The sequence below is a fragment of the Pseudomonas sp. PA1(2017) genome (assembly GCF_001945375.1).
Lineage (GTDB): Bacteria > Pseudomonadota > Gammaproteobacteria > Pseudomonadales > Pseudomonadaceae > Aquipseudomonas.
In genome coordinates this window covers 375715-393496 of the sequence record NZ_MSXU01000001.1, presented here as the reverse complement: position 1 = coordinate 393496, position 17782 = coordinate 375715, and the positions used below count along the sequence as shown (strand labels likewise).

Genomic DNA, 17782 nt, shown 5'->3' with positions numbered 1-17782 from the left:
CAGCATGTCGCCTGTCAACGCTCCCACGGCGGTGGCGGCTCGCGATCCTTGGGCTCGTCCTCGGCATTGAGCGCAGCCTGGCGGCGGGCTTCATCGGCCAAGGCGGCCTTGATCTCGCGCATCACCGCGTCGACATCGGCTTCGTCTTCCGGGTCCTTGAACTCGCCGGTGAGCACGCTTTGTGGCGTTAGCTTGCCTTCTTCATAGAGCGCCCACATTTCCTTGGCGTACTTGCTGTACTTGAGTTCTGGGGCGAACTGGCCGAAGTAGGCCGCCATGTTGCCGACGTCGCGTTCGAGCATCTTGAAGGCATGGTTGTTGCCCGCTGCGTCCACCGCCTGGGGCAGGTCGATGATCACCGGACCGTCCGGGCCGAGCAGCACGTTGAACTCCGACAGATCGCCGTGCACCAGGCCGGCACACAGCATCTTGACGATTTCCTCGATCATGAAGGCGTGGAATTCGCGGGCGTCCTCGGGGTGCAGGTCGACGTCATTGAGGCGTGGTGCCACGTCGCCCTCGCCATCGGTGACCAGCTCCATCAACAGCACGCCGTCGAGGAAGTCGTAGGGTTTGGGCACCCGCACGCCGGCACTGGCCAGGCGAAACAGCGCGGCGACTTCGGCGTTCTGCCAGTTGTCTTCCTGGTTCTTGCGCCCGTACTTGGAGCCCTTGGCCATGGCCCGGGCATCGCGGCTGTTGCGTACCTTGCGGCCCTCCTGATACTCGGCGGCCTGGCGGAACCCGCGCTTGTTGGCCTCCTTGTAGACCTTGGCGCAGCGCAACTCGGAACCGCAACGCACCACGTAGACCGCTGCTTCCTTGCCGCTCATCAAAGGGCGAATCACCTCGTCCACCAGGCCGTCCTCGACCAGGGGCTCAATGCGTTTTGGCGTCTTCATCAGCTTTTATCGGGGTCCTCGGTGGGCTATGCGGCCCTTTTATACGGCAATCCTTGGGCAGCGCCCAGCCCATGGGGAAAATGCGCCGACCATTGAGGTTTAAAAGCGTGATTGGCACTGGCGTCCGCGCCGGCGGATACCGACAATCCAGATACCGTTACAGGAGATCGACATGTGCGAAGAACGCCGCTGGCAGGCCGTGTGCGAGCGCGATGCCGCGCAGGATGGTCAATTCGTCTTCGCCGTGCGCTCGACCGGGATCTATTGCCGTCCCAGCTGCCCGGCGCGTCGACCACGCCGCGAGAACGTCAGTTTCCATGATGGCCCGGCGCAGGCCGAAGCGGCGGGATACCGGCCCTGCAAGCGTTGCACGCCTCAGGGCGCAAGCACCGCCGAACAGCTCGACGCGTTGGTGACCGCAGCCTGCCACCTGCTCGACGAAGCCGATAAAGCACCGACCCTCGACGCGCTGGCGGCACGAATCGGCCTGTCACCCTCGCATCTGGCCCGTGCCTTCAAGGCGCGCACCGGCTTGACGCCCAAGGCCTGGGCCAGCGCCCGCCAACGCGAACGCCTGGCCGCCAACCTACCGGGCGCCAGATCGGTACTCGACGCGGCGCTGGCCACCGGCTACAGCAATACCCGCAGTCTTTATGAGCAAACCGACGGCGTAGCTCTGGCAAGGCGGCGCCAGGGCTCGAAGGGCGAGGCGCTGCGCGTGGCCGTGGTGCCCTGCCCGCTCGGCTACCTGCTATTGGCCGGCAGCGCCGACGGGCTGTGCGCCCTGCTGTTCGGCGATGCGACGGATACGCTGGAAACCGAGCTGCGCCAGCGCTTCCCGGCGGCCAGCCTGCAGGCCGATGACGGGCAATTGGAAGGCTGGCTAAACGAGGTACTGCACCAACTGCACGAGCCAGAACGCGCCGCCAAGCTGCCGCTGGATCTGCGCGGCACGGCCTTCCAACAGCGCGTCTGGCAGGCTCTGCGCGCCATTCCCGTCGGCCAGACGCGCACCTACGGGCAACTGGCGGCCGAACTCGCCAGCCACCCACGGGCCATCGCCCGTGCCTGTGCCAGTAATCCGCTGGGCCTGTTGGTGCCCTGCCACCGGGTGACCGCCGCCGACGGCAGCCTGGGCGGCTATCGCTGGGGCGTGGCACGCAAAGCGGCGCTACTGCAGGCCGAAGCCGAAACGCTCAGCCGCGAAGAATGACCGAGCATCCGTAGCCTGGCGTTGAGCGCAGCGATACCCAGGACAGCGGCTTTCGGGTGTCGCTACGCTAGACCCAGGCTACGATCGGACTGATTCAGCGCTCCAGAATCGCCGTCACGCCCTGCCCGCCCGCAGCGCAGATGGAAATCAGGCCACGCCCCTCACCCGCAACCGACAGCAGCTTGGCCAAGTTGCCGACGATACGCCCGCCGGTGGCGGCGAACGGGTGGCCTGCCGCCAGGGAGCTGCCTTTGACGTTGAGTTTGGCGCGGTCGATGCTGCCCAACGGCTGCTCCAGACCAAGGCGCTCGCGGCAGTAGTCGGCGTCTTCCCAGGCCTTCAGCGTGCACAGCACCTGGGCGGCGAAGGCCTCGTGGATTTCGTAATAGTCGAAGTCCTGCAGGGTCAGGCCGTTGCGCGCCAGCAACCGGGGTACGGCGTATACCGGCGCCATCAGCAGCCCTTCGTGGCCTTTGACGAAATCCACTGCAGCCGCCTCGCCGTCGCGCCAGTAGGCAAGAATCGGCAGGTCGCGGGCCTTGGCCCACTCCTCGCTGGCGAGCAGCACCAGGGAAGCCCCATCGGTCAGGGGCGTGGAATTGGCAGCGGTCAGGGTGCCGCGCTGGCCTTTCTCGAATACCGGTTTGAGGGTCGCCAGTTTGGCCAGGTCGATATCGGGACGCAGGTTCTGGTCGCGGGTCAGGCCCAGGAACGGCGTCATCAGATCGTCCTGCCAGCCTTCGGCGTAGGCGGCAGCCAGCTTGCGATGGCTTTCCACGGCCAACTGGTCCTGCTCGTCACGGGGGATGGCCCAGTGCTGCGCCATCAGCTCGCAATGCTGACCCATGGAGAGCCCCGTGCGCGGCTCACCATTGCGCGGCAGCGACGGCGCCAGATGCCGAGGGCGGATCTGCAGCAGGGTCTTGAGCTTGTCGCCGGTACTCTTGGCACGATTGGCTTGTAACAGGATCTTGCGCAAACCTTCGTTGACGCCAATCGGCGCATCCGAAGTGGTATCCACGCCGCCAGCGATACCGCACTCGATCTGCCCGAGGGCGATCTTGTTGGCCACCAGCAAGGCGGCCTCCAGGCCGGTGCCGCAGGCCTGCTGCAGATCGTAGGCGGGGGTTTCCGGCGCCAGGCGCGAGCCGAGTACGCACTCACGGGTCAGGTTGAAATCCCGCGAGTGCTTGAGCACGGCACCGGCCACCACCTCGCCGAGGCGCTCGCCATGCAGGTTGTAACGCTCGACCAGGCCTTCCAGGGCGCTGGTGAGCATGGCCTGGTTGCTGGCGGTGGCGTAGACGCTGTTGGAGCGGGCGAAGGGGATACGGTTGCCACCAACGATGGCGACCCGGCGCGGCAGGCTCATGTGCGGCTCCTTGCAGTAATATTTTGCGGCATTTTAGGGTGCCGTTTTACCGACACGGTCGCCGGTCATTGGGCTGCTGTCGATGCATGAAACGAGTGATCGCGTACAGTGGTCAACCACTTTGAGTTTCAGCCCTGGAGTCTGTTCCATGTCCGATCGCTACCTCAACTTCGCCAATACGCCGGCCGGCCGCCGCCTGGTCGGTGCGTTCGGGCTGCCGGCGCCACTGCCACTGGAGCGCTGGGTGGCGGGTCGCAATCGGCCATTGGAAGGTGCGCTGCTGATCGGTGGCGAGGGCGACCTGAGTGCCGCGGTGGCGGGCTTCGCCAAGCGCCTGACCGACGAACTGTTCGCGCCCCGTGACGAGCAGTCCCTGCCCCGCTGGACCGCCGAACACGGCCCCAAACTCAAGGGGCTGGTGTTCGATGCCAGCAGCCTGCAGCGCTTCGAGGATCTCGACGCCCTGCGCCAGTTCTTCCAGCCCGCACTGAAGAATCTCGATCGCTGCCCTCACGTGGTGGTGCTCGGTCGCGCGCCTGAGACGCTGACCGATCCGCAGGCCTCGAGCGTGCAACGCGCACTGGAAGGCTTCACCCGCTCACTGGCCAAGGAGATCCGCCGCGGCGGCACCGTGCAACTGCTGCATGTCGACCCCGGCGCGGAAGACCAACTCGAAGGCGCGCTGCGCTTTCTGCTGTCGCCCAAGAGCGCCTACATCTCGGCCCAGGTGCTGCGCCTGCAGCCCTGCGCGCAGCAGGTCGCCGACTGGACGCGCCCGCTGGCCGGCAAGACCGCCCTGGTCACCGGCGCCAGCCGCGGCATCGGCGCCGCCATTGCCGAAACCCTGGCCCGCGACGGCGCCACGGTGCTGCTGCTGGACGTGCCGCCCGCCAAGGACGCCCTCGATGCCCTCGCCGCGCGCCTGGGTGGCCGCAGCCTGGCGCTGGACATCTGCGCCGAAGACGCACCGGCCAAGCTGGTAGAAGCGTTGCCCGATGGCGTCGATATCGTCGTGCACAACGCCGGCATCACCCGCGACAAGACCCTGGCGAAGATGAGCGAAGGCCTGTGGGAGTCGGTGATCGACGTCAACCTGCGTGCCCCGCAGCAGCTCACCGCAGCACTGCTGGAAGCCGGCACCCTGCGCGACGACGGCCGCGTGGTGCTGATCGCCTCGCTCAGCGGCATCGCCGGCAATGTCGGGCAAACCAACTACGCAACCAGCAAGGCCGGGCTGATCGGCTTGGCCCAGAGCTGGGCGCCGATCCTGGCCGAGCGCGGCATCAGCATCAATGCGGTAGCGCCAGGCTTTATCGAGACGAGCATGACCGCCGCCATTCCCTTCACGATTCGCGAAGCAGGCCGGCGCATGAACTCGATGAACCAGGGTGGCCTGCCCCAGGATGTCGCCGAAGCGGTGGCCTGGTTCGCGCAACCCGGCTCGGGCGCGGTCAGCGGGCAGGTGCTGAGAGTGTGCGGGCAGAGCTTGCTGGGCGCCTGATCACGAGATTGCCGCACGACCGCGACGCCGGAACTCCACCGGCGTCGCGCCGACCCAGCGCTTGAACGCGCGACAGAAGGTGCTGGGCTCGGAAAAGCCGGTGCGCTCGGCGATCCGTTCGATGCGCTCATCGGTGTCCATCAGCAAGCGTTTGGCCAGGTTGCAGCGAGAATCGTTGAGCAGTTCATTGAAACGCACATCGGCCTGGGCCAGCCGTTCCCGTAACCGCCGCACCGGCATACCCAGACGGGCGGCGACCTGCTCGAGGGTCGCGCCTTCGCTCAGCAACTCGTCGATCAGCCGGCTGACCTCGCCGACCAGCTCGGGGCGCGCTTGACCGGCGCCCGCGGGAAGCGAGGTGCGCAGGCACAGGAAACTCGGCATCAGGGCTGGCGGGAGCGTGATGGCCCTGTGCTTGTCCAGGTTGGGCATGCTGCATTCCTTGCATGGGTAGTGGCTGGGCCAATTTACCCACCAGCGTAGGCAGCTTTCGCCACTAATGCTCGGGTAACCGGCAATCGTTTGCGCACTTGGCACCAATAGGCGCTGGCTAATGTCCTAAATCTCGACGAGAGTACGCACAAACCACCTTGCAGCGGAGCGCACGATGGCAACCGAATGGCTCGATTTGCACACCCCGCCGGCATTGCCCGGCATGCTCCTGCGCGCCGCGACTCGGCGCGGAGTCACCGGCAAGATCCTGCCCCACCGCGGGCTGCGTTGCCCGGTGAGCGTGGACGCCGGGCACCTGGCCCGCTATCGCCAGCTGTGTGGCTTCACCGACGATGCTCGCCTGCCCGCCACCTATCCGCACGTACTGGCCTTCACCCTGCAGATGAAGCTGCTCACCGAGCCTGACTTCCCCTTTCCTGCGCTTGGCCTGGTGCACCTGGAAAACCGCATCCGCGTGGTGCGCCAGCTGGCCGGCCTGGGCCCCTTTACCCTGAGCGTGGAAGCCAGCAACCTGGCGCCCCACGACAAGGGCGCGGTGTTCAGCGTGATCACCCGCCTAGAGGATCAATTGGGCCTGCTCTGGGAAGGTGACAGCCGCATCCTGTGTCGCGGCATCAAGCTCGACGGGCCGACCATTGGCCGCAGCGAACCGCCCAGCCTGCCGATGGACGCGCTGGATAGCTGGCAGGCGCCGTCGAATATCGGCCGCCGCTATGCGCGAGTCTCGGGGGACTACAACCCTATTCATCTATCGACCCTGAGCGCCAAGCCGTTCGGCTTCCCCCACGCCATCGCTCACGGCCTATGGAATAAAGCCCGCGCCCTGGCCGCGTTGCACGCCCATCTGCCAGCCTCGGGCTACAGCGTCGAAGTGCGCTTCCAGAAGCCGGTTTTGCTCCCGAGCACCCTGCGCATGCGTGCCAGCCTGCCGGCGGCGGAAGGCCAGTTCGATCTGCAGGGCAAGGACGATGTGCCGCATTTGGCCGGCTACTGGCAGGTCATCTAGCTCGCGAGCCTTTGGACGGCGCTCGGCGCCCATGAAAGAATAGGCGGCCTCTGCCTCCGAGACGCCGCATGAACATCGCCGAACTCACCGCCCGCCTGCACGCCATTCGTGATCGCAACGACTGGCGCCAGTTCCATGCCCCAAAGAACCTGGCCATGGCCGCCAGCGTGGAAATGGCCGAACTGGTGGAAGTCTTCCAGTGGCTCAGCGAAGACCAGTCGCGCACCCTGCAGGCAGACAAGCTCGAGCATGCCGGCCAGGAAATCGGTGACGTGGTGCTCTACCTGCTGCTCCTGTGCAGCGAGCTGGGCCTGGACATGGAGCAGGTGGTGCGCGCCAAGCTGGCCGATAGCGAACGGCGGTTCGCCTGATGAGCGACCGGCACTTCGATGAACTGGCGACCCGCTTCGCCGAGAAGATCTACGGCGGCGCCAAGGGCGCGATCCGCCTCGCCGTGTTGCAGGCCGACCTCGCCGAAGCCTTGCCCGAGCGCCCACTGCGGGTGCTCGATGTCGGTGCCGGCCTGGGCCATATGGCGCTGTGGCTGGCCGAACGCGGTCATCATGTCACCCTGGCCGAGCCCGCCGAACCCATGCTCGCTGGCGCCCGTGAGCGCTTCGCCCAGGCTGGCGTGGCCGCCACGTTCATACACGCCCCCTGGCAGGATCTGCCGGGCCGTTTCGAGGCGCCCTTCGACCTGGTCATCTGCCACGCGGTGCTCGAATGGCTGGCCGAGCCGGCCGCCATCCTCCCGGCCCTGCACGGCCTGACCGCCGCCGATGGCTGGTTGTCCCTGGCGTTCTACAACAAGGACGCGCTGATCTACCGCAACCTGCTCAAGGGCCACCTGCGCAAACTGCGCAAGGACGAATTCGCCGGTGAAAAGCAAAGCCTGACGCCCCAGCGCCCCCTAGACCCGCGGGAACTCGAATCGCAACTTGCCACCCATTGGCAGGTCGAACACAGGAGCGGCGTACGGGTTTTCCACGACTACATGCCGCGGGATTTCCAGGCCAAGGCGCAGCTCGCCGACCTGCTGGAAATGGAGCTGGCGCACCGTCGCCACCCGGCCTTCGCCGGTCTTGGACGCTACCTGCACTGGATCTGCCGGCCACGCTGAACCCTGCTCTGCCAGGAGAGACGCCATGAAACGCTTTGCGCTGCTGCTGTTCACCACTGCCCTGGCCGCCTGCCAGAGCCACAATCCGTACACCACCGAATCGGTGCCCCTGCCCCCCGCGCCACCGGGCGCAGCCAATCATTTCGATCGCAGTGCCTACCCCGCCGCACCGCGCGACTACGCAGCCTATCGCAGCTGGGCGTGGCAACAGCGCCCGGCTGGCAGCGCCTGGGCCAGCGCCGACCTGGTGCAGGACGCCCTCAACAACGCCTTGGATCAACGCGGCCTGCGCCCTGCCCAAGGCAGTGCCGCCGCCGACCTCAAGATACGCACCGACACCCGCCTGGAGCGCCGCGTACGCCAGGTGGCCGACAGCTACGATCCCTACTACGGAGGCGGTTATGGCAGTTTCGGCAACCGTGGCTACTACGGCAATGGCGTCGGCGTGGGGGCCCGCGTACCGCTGACCCGCACCTATGAAGAGGAAGTCGTGGTGGTGCGCATCGATTTCTTCGACGGCCGCAGCGGCGAGCAAGTGTGGAGCGGCCAGGCCGAAATGCGCAGCAGCGGCAGCCAGGCCGAGCGCGCCGACGCCTTGCGCAAGGCCGTCAGTGACGCTCTTGGCGAATACCCGCCAGCATGAACCACCCCATCGATGGATTCAGGAGAAAACCGATGCGCCGTCTGTCTCTGCTACTGATTCCCGTGCTGCTGTTGCTCGGCGCCTGCCAGAGCCAGCAGATCAACCGCGACTTCGACGCCAATCGCGATTTCGCCGCGTATCGTAGCTGGAGCTGGCAAGAGCCCGCGGTGCAGTACAAGCCCGACGACCCGCGCATCCGCAGCGACCTCACCGAGCAGCGCCTGCGCAGCGCCGTCGCCGATCAGCTCGACCAGCGCGGCCTGCGCCCAGCGGCAGCGGGCGCCAAGGGCGATCTGAAGGTTCAGGTGTGGCTGGTCGTCGATGATCGCCAGCAGCAGGTCAGCACCGGCTTCGGCGGTGGTTTCGGCGGTTACTGGGGCCCGTATTGGGGGGGGCCGGCCTACAACGAAACCCGCACCATCGACTACAAGGTGGCGACCGTGCAGGTCGACCTGTTCGATGGCAAGGATGGCAAGCTGGTGTGGCGCGCCAGCGACGAGCGGATCGTGCGCAATGCCGCCGGCAATCCGACCGAGCGGGAAGCGGAAATACGCGAAACCGTTGGCCGGGTGCTCAGCCAGTATCCGCCGCGGTAAGCATTGGCGATACCTAGATCCAAGGTAGAAACTCCGACCGGGGCGGGTGGCAATGCCAACGCCAATACCGCGCCAAGGCCACAACCGCTTCGCGCCGAGGTCGACGCTCCCACATGATCACTGGCGCTGCCTCGATTCAGTGTGGGAGCCCCGACCCGGGGCGAATGGCAAGAGCAGCGCCGATTCCGCGCCAAGGCCACAATCGCAAGGCGCAGGGGCCTACACGCGTACAGTCTCTGGTTATCCCGCCGCTCTAACCGCGGCCAAAACGATAGAACAGGTTCGGTTCGCTGACGATGTACAGGTTGCCGTCGTCGTCGAAGGTCATGCCCTCGCCCTGGGGAACGGCTTTACCAAGGCCGGCGAAGTCGCTGTTCAGGGTGCGAAAACCGATCAGCTTGCCGCTGTCGCCATCGAGCTCCATGATCCGCTTCGACTCGTCACTGAGCAGCGCCAGGTGGCCGGTACGCTCATCGAAATGCACCGACGACAGGTCGGTGGCGAACACAGAATCGCGGATCCAATCCTCGTGATCGATGATCTCCAGACCGAAATCCCCTTTCACACTGCTTTTCAGGCCGCGAATTTCGTAAAGCTTCATCGGCGAGTGTTCCTTGGCGACGAATAGCCGATCACGCGCCCGATCGTAGCCGACCCCCTCGAACCCCTGGTTGCCGTCGCGCTGAATGCCCAGGGTCAGGGCCCGATAGTCCTCGCGGAACAAGGCGCCGGCACGCTCCGGCACCGGCACCACCACCAGACCGTGCTCGCGCTCCTCGGCCAGCAAAAGCAGACCATCGCCCAGGTAGGTGACGCCCTCGACATCACTGAAGCCGCTCAGCGGATAGCGCGCCAACACCTCGCCGTCCTTGCTCATGGCCAGCAGTTCTTCGGGGTTGTTGAGCACTGCCCACAGCTGGTCCCGCTGCTCGTCGTAGCTGAGGCCGGACAGGTTGTTCTTCACGCCGCCGACTACCTTGGCGTCCACCTGCACCTTGTAGTCGCGGCCCAGCAGGCTGCCCGGCGCCCATTGCGACACCGCCGGCGTGGTCAGCCAGTAATAGAGGCGATCATCCAGATGCAGCGCGCGCACCTGATAGGCAGCGGCGAACAGAACGACGAACAGCAACCACATCCATGGGCGCAGAACAGGCAGGCGGGAAAAAGCCCGCTTGGCGACAGATAGCATGGGGAATCTCGACGTGGAAGGTGCGGGGCAGCGTGCCTGAGCAATGTTGCAATTACGCGGCATGCGCGACCGCATTGAGAGAGCCACCTGCCAGGGAAGTTCCTCACGGCCCGGTCGCGACCTGCACGCCATTGCCGCCCGGCAGCTCCTGCCGATGATGGTTTACCCAGCCCGAAAGACCGTGCAGACTGCCGCAAGACAGTGCGCATCGCAGAGGCGATGGCGGCCAGCCTCGGCTGCCCGCAGCCTACGACACCATCCTTGCGATCGGCTTGGAACTGAAGGAGATCATCTTGGCGGCCAGTGAAACCAGCACCTCTTTGAGTACCGCCATCGCGAACTGCGCCAAGGAACCCATCCATATCCCCGGCAGCATTCAGCCTCAGGGATTCCTGATGGTGTTCGACGAGCAGGCGCTGACGGTGCTGCAAGTGAGCGAGAACGTTGCCGACTGGCTGGGTCTCGAGCCGGACCAGCTGCTGGGCTGTCATCTGGACGAGTTGCTCGAGGATGGCGCCGTGCTAGCCGAGCGCCTGGCGCAATTATCAGACGACGACACCACGCCCTTTCATATCGGTGACGTGCGCTTTCGCAAAGGCAGCCGCCGTGGCGAGATGACGGCGATGGTCGCCCACCGCTTCGATCAGGTGCTGATCGCCGAATTCGAGACCACCAGCAACGTGGTCACCGCCTACAACACCCTGTATCCGATGGTGCGCACCTTCATCGGCCACCTGCAGGGCGCCGAGGACATCGACGAGCTGTGCGCGTTATCGGTGGCCGAGGTCAAGCGCGTTACCGGTTTCGGCCGCGTGAAAATCTACAGCTTCGACCCCGAAGGCAATGGCCTGGTGCTCGCCGAGAACCTCGACGAGGGCTACCCCAGCTACCTGGGCCTCAGCTTCCCGGCTTCGGACATCCCGACCCAGGCCCGCCAGTTGTACGTGGCCAACCGTATCCGCGTGATCGAGGACGCCAATTACCAGCCCTCGCCGCTGCGCCCGGCCTGCAACCCGCTGACCGGCAAACCGCTGGACCTCAGCTACGCGACGCTTCGCAGCGTGTCGCCGGTGCACCTGCAGTACATGCGCAACATGCAGACCATCGCCTCGATGTCGATCTCCATCGTGGTCGAGGGCCAACTGTGGGGGCTGATTTCCTGCCACCACGCCAGTGCCCGCTCGGTCGGCTTCCAGACACGCACCGCCTGCGAGCTGCTGGGCCGCATGCTGTCGCTGCAGATCGAGGCGAAGATCGCCCACGCGCGCACCCAGCACCTGTTGCAGTTGCGCCGCCACATCGTGCAGATGCTTTCAGCGATGGCCGACCGCGACAGCGTCAGCGAAGGGCTGCTGGCGCTGCCCGATACCTTCCTCGACTTCACCCAGGCCAGCGGCGCCGCGATCATATCCTCCTCGCACTGCGACCTGATCGGCCAGACGCCGCCGCGCGACCAGGTCAATGCCCTGGTGCAGTGGCTGGGCGCCCGGCCGGGCGAGGATCTTTTCCAGACCGACAACGTTGGTCGTGACATCCCGCAATTGCCCGAGCTGGCCAATTACGTCGGCGGCCTACTGGCCGTGGCTATCTCCGAGCTGCACTCGCACTACCTGATCTGGTTCAAGCCGGAGCAGAAGCGCGTCGTGCAATGGGCCGGCAAGCCCGAGAAGGCGGTCAGCGCCAGCGGTGCTCTCAGTCCGCGCAACAGCTTCGCGCGCTGGCAGGAGGAAGTCAGCGGTTTCTCCACGCCCTGGCATCCCCAGGAGCCGGAAAGTGCCCTGGAGCTGCGCAACGCGGTGCTCGGCATCGTGCTGCGCAAGGCCGAGGAAATGGCCCAGCTAGCTAGTGATCTGAAGAAAACCAACAAGGAACTCGAGGCTTTCTCCTACAGCGTGTCCCACGACCTGCGCGCGCCGCTGCGGCATATCGCCGGCTATGCCGAACTGCTCAGTGACTTCGAAGGCGCCAAGCTGTCCGAGCGCGGAGTGCGTTTTCTCGAGCACATCGCCGAATCGGCGCGCTTTGCCGGCACCCTGGTGGACAACTTGCTGAGCTTCTCGCAGATGGGCCGCTCAGCGCTGCGCTTCACGGACGTCAACCTGCAGGCGCTGGTCGAATCGATCCGCGAGGAAATGAAACCCGATTACCAGAGTCGAAACCTGGAATGGCACATCCAGCCGCTGCCGCGGGTGGTCGCTGACGCTGCTTTCCTGCACCTTGCCCTGCGCAATCTGCTGGCCAATGCCATCAAATACAGCCGCGAGCGTGATCCGGCAATCATCGTGGTCGGCGCCCAGGAACATGACGACGAAGTGGTCGTCTTTGTGCGCGACAATGGTGTGGGCTTCAATATGGAATACGTCGACAAACTGTTCGGCGTATTCCAGCGTCTGCACCGCATGGAGGAATTCGAAGGTACCGGCATCGGCTTGGCCAGCGTACGACGTATAATCGAGCGTCACGATGGGCGAGTCTGGGCCGAGGGCAAGATCGATCAAGGCGCCACTTTTTATTTCGCGCTACCTAAACGCCACCACCCCGTTCTAGCGTAACGGGTCGAGGACATGAATGCTAAAACCGATACTGCTGGTCGAAGATAATCCCCACGATCTGGAACTGACCCTGATCGCTCTGGAGCGTAGTCAGCTGGCCAACGACGTGATCGTCATGCGCGACGGTGCCGAAGCGCTGGATTATCTGTTTCGCCGTGGCGCCCATGCAGATCGCCTGCCCGGTAACCCGGCGATCATGATGCTCGACCTCAAGTTACCCAAGGTCGACGGCCTGGAAGTACTCAAGGTGGTGCGCGACTCGCCCGAATTGCGCAGTATTCCGATCGTCATGCTGACCTCGTCGCGCGAAGGCCCGGATCTGCAGCGCGCCTACGAATTGAACGTGAACGCCTACGTGGTCAAACCAGTCGAATTCAAGGCTTTCGTCTCGGCCATTTCCGATCTGGGCGTGTTCTGGGCAGTGCTCAACGAGCCGCCTCCCGGTTCCTTGCGCCTGCAGCGACGTGCCAAGGATGACGAGCAAGCCGATGAAAACTGATCGCCCGCACCCCATGCGTGATTCCCTGGCCTAACCACAGACCGTAATCGACGACCTTTCCATGCCGCTTGTGCCTATCAAACTCCTGTTCATCGAAGACAGCCCGCATGACGCGGAACTGGCCCTGCTCGCACTGGAACGCAATGGTCTGGCGGTCGACAGTACCCTGGTCTATGACCACGAGGCCGCCGAACGCGCGCTGGAGAAAGAGCGCTTCGACCTGATCCTCTCCGATTACCTGTTGCCCGGCTCCTCCGGCGCCCAGGCGCTGGAGGTGGCCCGCCGCCTGGCCCCGCAGACGCCGTTCATCTTCTTGTCCGGCATGTTCGGCGAAGAGCATGCGGTGGAGATGATGCGCCTGGGCGCCGTCGACTATGTGCTCAAGCAGAACCTACCGTTCCTGCCCAAGGCCATCGACCGCGCCATGGCCGAGGTCAACGAGCGAGAAGAACGGCGCCGCGTGGAAGACACCCTGCAGGCCGTCGAAGCCCGTGCGCGGCTGGCCATCGGTGCGGCGCGCATGGGCATGTGGGATTACGTGCCGGCCACCGATACGCTGATCTGGGACGAACGCTGCCGCGCGCTGTACGAACTGGAGACGGGCGCCGACGTCGACATGGCCCTGTTTCTCGGCCGCTGCCACCCCGATGATCGCGCGCAGCTGCGTCAGCGGGTCAACGAGGCACTGGCCACCGACAGTGGCAACGAGTTCCAGGCCGAATTCCGCCTGCCCCTGAGCAATGGCAGCAAACGCTGGATTTCCGCTCGTGGCCAGGCGTTCTTCGACGATGGGCAGTGCACCCGTTTCCTCGGTGTACTGCACGACATCACCGAACAGAAACAGGCCAACGAAGCCTTGCTGCGCCTCAACGACGTGCTCGGCGAGCGCGTCGAGAAACGCACCCGCGAGCGCGATCGCAACTGGGAGCTGTCCCGCGACCTGCTCGCCGTGCTGCGTTTCGACATGCGCCCCAGCGCCCTCAACCCGGCCTGGGAGCAGACCCTTGGCTGGACTCGCCAGCAGCTCACCCAGGGCCCGCTCTGGGAACTGGTGCACAGCGACGATCAGCAGGACACCCGCTCGCACATCGAGCGCGTGACCTCGGGCAACGTCTCGGTACGCTTCGTCAACCGCATGCGCCACGCCAGTGGCGACTACCACTGGCTGTCTTGGATCGTGGTGCGCGACGACGACCTGCTCTACGCCACGGTGCGTGACATCACCCACGAGCGCGCAGTTGTCGAAGAACTGGCCGCCACCAACCAGCAGTTGCGCGAGCAGATCGCCGAGCGCGAACGCGTCGAAGCGACCCTGCAGCAGATGCAGCGCCTGGAAGCAGTCGGTCAGCTCACCGCCGGCGTCGCCCACGACTTCAACAACCTGCTGACCGTGGTGCTGACCAGTACCAGCTTCCTGATCCGCGACCTGGAAAAGGGCAACCTGGACAAGGCCCGCGGCCGCCTGCAGAACATCACCGATGCCGGCGAGCGTGGTGCCAAGCTGACCGGCCAGCTGCTGGCCTTCTCGCGGCGCCAGCGCCTGGTGCCGGAGGCGGTCAACCTTGGTGAAACCGTGCAGGGCATGCTCGAACTGCTGAAAAGCACCCTGGGCGGCAGCGTGCTGATCGAGACCGCCACCGAGCCGGATCTGTGGCATGCCCGGGTCGACCCGACGCAGATCGAACTGATCATCCTCAACCTGGCGATCAATGCCCGCGACGCCATGGGCGTGGGTGGTACCTTGCACCTGAGCACCAGCAACGAGGTGATCAGCGAAATCCCGCGACGCCCCGAGGACCCGGAGCCCGGCGATTATGTCGTGCTTGCGGTACGGGACTCCGGTAGTGGCATGAGCGAGGCGGTGCTGGCCAAGGCCTTCGAGCCGTTCTTCACCACCAAGGAAATCGGCAAAGGCTCGGGCCTCGGCCTGGCTCAGGTATTCGGGTTCGCCAAGCAGTCCGGTGGCGGCGCGCGCATTCTCACCAAGATGGGCGTCGGCACCACGGTCAAGGTCTATCTGCCAGGCCTGCGCAACGTGGTGCAGGCCGAGGTACAGATGCCCAGCCAGCCGCTGCCGATCGCCGAGCCCGGCGACCAGCGCACCATCCTGCTGGTCGACGATGACCCGCGGGTACGCGAGGTCACCGCCCTGACGCTGGACGCACTCGGCTATCAGGTGCGCGAGGCCCATAGCGGCCCCGATGCCCTGGCCAAGCTCGATGACGACATCGACCTGCTGCTCGCCGATTTCGCCATGCCCGGCATGAATGGCGCCGAACTGGCCCAGGCAGTGCGCCGCCGCTACCCGGAACTGCCGGTGGTGTTCGTCACCGGTTACGCGGAGCTGGGCGGGCTGGATGCCGACGAAGCCTTCATCGTGCAGAAGCCCTATCGCAGCGACGAACTGGCGGAAAAACTGCAGCACGCCTTCGCCAGCGGCAAACCCACCTGACCCCACTCACTCTGCAGCCCGCCAGCGGGCTGCAGTCGCGGCCAGACCGCAGGATAGGCACCCGATCGATGTCCGTGACGCAGAACACGCCACCGCAACCCTGCCTGTTCGCCGGCCAATCCGGCGACACGGTCGAGCTCATCCGCCGCTTTGACTGGGCAGCCACGCCCCTGGGCTCCATCGAAGGGTGGCCGGAAGTACTGATCAGCACCACGCGGCTGATCCTCTCCTCGCCGACGCCCATCGTGCTGCTGTGCGGCGCCCGTGGCGTGCTGATCTACAACGACGCCTACGCAGCGTTCGCCGGCCAGCGTCATCCGGGCATCTTCGGCCTGCCGGCCGAGGACGCCTGGCCGGAGATCGCCGAGTGGAACCGCCACGTGATCAGCATGGGCCTGAATGGCCGCTCGATGTGCCAGGAGAACCTCTACCTGCCGTTGCGCCGCCCCGGCCAACAGGAAGATGCCTGGATGAACCTCTATTACAACCCGCTGCTCGACAACACCGGGCATTCCCACGGCATGATGTGCATCGTGGTCGAGACCACCAATCAGATCGTCGCTATCGAGCAACGCAGCAAGGCCGAAGCGGAGCTGCGCAGCGCCAACGAACGCATCGAGCTGGCGCTCAACGCCGGTGCCGTGCTCGGCACCTGGGTGTGGGACATCCCCAATGATCGAGTGACCGGCGACGAGCGCTTCGCCCGCGCCTTCGCTGCCGACCCGCAGCAAGCTGCCAGCGGCATGGCGCTGGATCGCGTCACCCTGGCCATCCACCCGCAGGATCGGCCGCGGGTACGCGCGATGATCGAACACACCATCGCGACCGGCGGCAGCTACCGCGCCGAGTACCGGGTGCTGCAGGCCGATGGCAGCTACCGCTGGATCGAGGCTAACGGCCGCTGCGAGATGGCGCCCGATGGCACGCCGCTGCGCTTTCCCGGTGTATTGATGGACATCGACGAGCGCAAACGCACCGAACTGGCACTGCGCCAGCTGACCCAGACCCTCGAAGAGCGGGTCAGCGAAGCCGTACTGCAGCGGGTGCAGGCCGAGGAGCAGCTGCGCCAGGCGCAGAAAATGGAAGCCATCGGCCAGCTAACCGGCGGCATCGCCCATGACTTCAACAACCTGTTGGCCGGCATTCTCGGCAGCCTGGAGCTGATCCAGCGCAAGCTGCCGGGCGACGAACACCCGCAGTTGGCGCGCTTCGTCGACGCCGCCATCGCCTCGGCCAAGCGCGGCGCCTCGCTGACTCACCGCCTGCTGGCGTTTGCCCGCCGCCAGTCGCTGGACATGCGCCCGGTCCTGGTTAACGAGCTGGTGCGCGCCCTAGAGGAGTTGCTGGTGCGTACCCTGGGCGAGCAGATCAGCCTGGAAACCCGGTTGGCCGAAGACCTGTGGCCAACCCGCAGCGATGGCCACCAGTTGGAAAACGCGCTGATCAACCTGGCCATCAACGCGCGCGACGCCATGCCTAACGGCGGCACGCTGCACATCGAAACCCGCAACACCCAGCTCGGCGAACTTGAGGCGCAGAACCACCAGGTACCAGCCGGCGACTACCTGTTGCTGTCGGTCAGCGATAGCGGTTGCGGCATGCCCGTGGAAATCATCCGCCACGCCTTCGAGCCGTTCTTCACCACCAAACCCATCGGCCAGGGCACCGGCCTGGGGCTTTCAATGGTCTACGGCTTCGTCAAGCAGACCGGCGGCTACCTGCATCTGGAAAGCCAGGTCGGCCGCGGCACCACCCTGAACCTCTACCTGCCACGCCTGCCCGTGGCGCCAGCCGAGCTGCCCCACAGCACCACGCCCGAAGCGCCGCGCGGTACCGGCGAGCGCATCCTGGTGGTGGAAGACGACAAGGTGGTGCGCATGCTGATGGTCGAGGTGCTCGAAGAACTCGGCTACAGCCTGATCCAGGCCAGCGACGCGCAAAGCGCCCTGGGTCTGCTGGAACAGTACGCGCCGCTCGACCTGCTGCTCACCGATGTCGGCCTACCCGGCATGAACGGCCGCCAGCTCGCCGACGCCGCCCGGCAGCGCCAGCCGGGCCTCAAAGTGCTGTTCGCCACTGGCTATGCCGAGGGCGCCGAAATACGCGACGGCTACCTGGGCAATGATATGGACATGATCGCCAAGCCGTTCTCCTTCGAGGCGCTGGCCGGCAAGCTCAAGACCATGCTCGGCGATTGACCGACCGCAAGCGCCTGCGGCGCAGAAGCCGGGAACTCCGCATCGAGGCCGCGGCTCAATAGTCAGCACCCTGGCGCTTGTCGCCC

14 protein-coding genes and 1 pseudogene are annotated in these 17782 nt (G+C 65.5%); 11 read left to right on the top strand and 4 right to left on the bottom strand.

The window, feature by feature from the left end:
• Window positions 1-14: 14 nt before the first annotated feature.
• Window positions 15-902 carry a PA4780 family RIO1-like protein kinase gene (locus BVH01_RS01770; RefSeq protein WP_075928687.1) on the bottom strand — a complete coding sequence of 296 codons (888 nt, stop codon included), beginning with the start codon at window positions 900-902 and terminating at the stop codon, window positions 15-17.
• A gap of 172 nt (window positions 903-1074) precedes the next feature.
• Here BVH01_RS01770 and ada point away from each other — a divergent pair, with 172 nt between their 5' ends.
• Entirely contained in the window at window positions 1075-2115 is a 1041-nt protein-coding gene (gene ada / locus BVH01_RS01765; RefSeq protein ID WP_075928686.1) for a bifunctional DNA-binding transcriptional regulator/O6-methylguanine-DNA methyltransferase Ada, read from the top strand.
• A gap of 94 nt (window positions 2116-2209) precedes the next feature.
• On the opposite strand, the gene BVH01_RS01760 is transcribed toward ada, so the two are convergent.
• A complete protein-coding gene (locus tag BVH01_RS01760; RefSeq protein WP_075928685.1) occupies window positions 2210-3487 on the bottom strand; it encodes an acetyl-CoA C-acetyltransferase in 1278 nt (425 codons plus the stop codon).
• Between the two features lie 148 nt (window positions 3488-3635).
• On the opposite strand from BVH01_RS01760, the gene BVH01_RS01755 reads away from it, so the two are divergent.
• A complete protein-coding gene (locus BVH01_RS01755) occupies window positions 3636-4988 on the top strand; it encodes a 3-oxoacyl-ACP reductase (RefSeq protein WP_075928684.1) in 1353 nt (450 codons plus the stop codon).
• Here BVH01_RS01755 and BVH01_RS01750 read toward each other — a convergent pair.
• Window positions 4989-5318: pseudogene (locus BVH01_RS01750) on the bottom strand (helix-turn-helix transcriptional regulator); the annotation flags it as partial.
• Window positions 5319-5595: 277 nt separating this feature from the next.
• Here BVH01_RS01750 and BVH01_RS01745 point away from each other — a divergent pair.
• The 5 genes from BVH01_RS01745 to BVH01_RS01725 all read left to right on the top strand — a co-directional run bounded on the left by BVH01_RS01745 (window position 5596) and on the right by BVH01_RS01725 (window position 8806).
• Entirely contained in the window at window positions 5596-6447 is an 852-nt protein-coding gene (locus tag BVH01_RS01745; RefSeq protein ID WP_075928683.1) for a MaoC family dehydratase, read from the top strand.
• A 68-nt stretch (window positions 6448-6515) separates the two neighbouring features.
• Complete coding sequence (locus BVH01_RS01740; protein WP_075928682.1) at window positions 6516-6818, top strand: MazG-like family protein; 303 nt, start codon at window positions 6516-6518, stop codon at window positions 6816-6818.
• The gene (locus BVH01_RS01735) at window positions 6818-7567 is read left to right on the top strand and encodes a methyltransferase domain-containing protein (protein WP_075928681.1); all 750 of its coding nucleotides are present in this window, start codon (window positions 6818-6820) and stop codon (window positions 7565-7567) included. Before BVH01_RS01740 ends, BVH01_RS01735 begins: the two co-directional genes overlap by 1 nt.
• A 25-nt stretch (window positions 7568-7592) precedes the next feature.
• Window positions 7593-8210 carry a DUF4136 domain-containing protein gene (locus tag BVH01_RS01730; protein ID WP_075928680.1) on the top strand — a complete coding sequence of 206 codons (618 nt, stop codon included), beginning with the start codon at window positions 7593-7595 and terminating at the stop codon, window positions 8208-8210.
• A gap of 32 nt (window positions 8211-8242) precedes the next feature.
• A complete protein-coding gene (locus BVH01_RS01725) occupies window positions 8243-8806 on the top strand; it encodes a DUF4136 domain-containing protein (protein ID WP_075928679.1) in 564 nt (187 codons plus the stop codon).
• Between the two features lie 253 nt (window positions 8807-9059).
• On the opposite strand, the gene BVH01_RS01720 is transcribed toward BVH01_RS01725, so the two are convergent.
• Complete coding sequence (locus BVH01_RS01720) at window positions 9060-9995, bottom strand: SdiA-regulated domain-containing protein (protein WP_075928678.1); 936 nt, start codon at window positions 9993-9995, stop codon at window positions 9060-9062.
• Window positions 9996-10288: 293 nt separating this feature from the next.
• On the opposite strand from BVH01_RS01720, the gene BVH01_RS01715 reads away from it, so the two are divergent.
• The 4 genes from BVH01_RS01715 (at window position 10289) to BVH01_RS01700 (ending at window position 17696) form a co-directional block, all read left to right on the top strand.
• Window positions 10289-12547 carry an ATP-binding protein gene (locus BVH01_RS01715; RefSeq protein WP_075929114.1) on the top strand — a complete coding sequence of 753 codons (2259 nt, stop codon included), beginning with the start codon at window positions 10289-10291 and terminating at the stop codon, window positions 12545-12547.
• A 16-nt stretch (window positions 12548-12563) separates the two neighbouring features.
• Window positions 12564-13046, top strand: a complete 483-nt coding sequence (locus tag BVH01_RS01710; protein WP_075928677.1) for a response regulator — start codon at window positions 12564-12566, stop codon at window positions 13044-13046.
• 61 nt (window positions 13047-13107) lie between these two features.
• Complete coding sequence (locus BVH01_RS01705; protein ID WP_075928676.1) at window positions 13108-15498, top strand: hybrid sensor histidine kinase/response regulator; 2391 nt, start codon at window positions 13108-13110, stop codon at window positions 15496-15498.
• 68 nt (window positions 15499-15566) lie between these two features.
• Window positions 15567-17696, top strand: a complete 2130-nt coding sequence (locus BVH01_RS01700; protein WP_083659404.1) for an ATP-binding protein — start codon at window positions 15567-15569, stop codon at window positions 17694-17696.
• The last annotated feature ends 86 nt before the right edge of the window (window positions 17697-17782 follow it).

What these genes read in the sequence shown, in the direction of transcription:
- BVH01_RS01730 (WP_075928680.1), top strand. Translation starts at nt 7,593, where the DNA reads ATGAAACGCTTTGCGCTGCTGCTGTTCACCACTGCCCTGGCCGCCTGC.
- BVH01_RS01740 (WP_075928682.1), top strand. Translation starts at nt 6,516, where the DNA reads ATGAACATCGCCGAACTCACCGCCCGCCTGCACGCCATTCGTGATCGC.
- BVH01_RS01735 (WP_075928681.1), top strand. Translation starts at nt 6,818, where the DNA reads ATGAGCGACCGGCACTTCGATGAACTGGCGACCCGCTTCGCCGAGAAG.
- ada (WP_075928686.1), top strand. Translation starts at nt 1,075, where the DNA reads ATGTGCGAAGAACGCCGCTGGCAGGCCGTGTGCGAGCGCGATGCCGCG.
- BVH01_RS01700 (WP_083659404.1), top strand. Translation starts at nt 15,567, where the DNA reads ATGTCCGTGACGCAGAACACGCCACCGCAACCCTGCCTGTTCGCCGGC.
- BVH01_RS01710 (WP_075928677.1), top strand. Translation starts at nt 12,564, where the DNA reads ATGCTAAAACCGATACTGCTGGTCGAAGATAATCCCCACGATCTGGAA.
- BVH01_RS01745 (WP_075928683.1), top strand. Translation starts at nt 5,596, where the DNA reads ATGGCAACCGAATGGCTCGATTTGCACACCCCGCCGGCATTGCCCGGC.
- BVH01_RS01725 (WP_075928679.1), top strand. Translation starts at nt 8,243, where the DNA reads ATGCGCCGTCTGTCTCTGCTACTGATTCCCGTGCTGCTGTTGCTCGGC.
- BVH01_RS01770 (WP_075928687.1), bottom strand. Translation starts at nt 902, where the DNA reads ATGAAGACGCCAAAACGCATTGAGCCCCTGGTCGAGGACGGCCTGGTG.
- BVH01_RS01760 (WP_075928685.1), bottom strand. Translation starts at nt 3,487, where the DNA reads ATGAGCCTGCCGCGCCGGGTCGCCATCGTTGGTGGCAACCGTATCCCC.
- BVH01_RS01705 (WP_075928676.1), top strand. Translation starts at nt 13,108, where the DNA reads ATGCCGCTTGTGCCTATCAAACTCCTGTTCATCGAAGACAGCCCGCAT.
- BVH01_RS01720 (WP_075928678.1), bottom strand. Translation starts at nt 9,995, where the DNA reads ATGCTATCTGTCGCCAAGCGGGCTTTTTCCCGCCTGCCTGTTCTGCGC.
- BVH01_RS01755 (WP_075928684.1), top strand. Translation starts at nt 3,636, where the DNA reads ATGTCCGATCGCTACCTCAACTTCGCCAATACGCCGGCCGGCCGCCGC.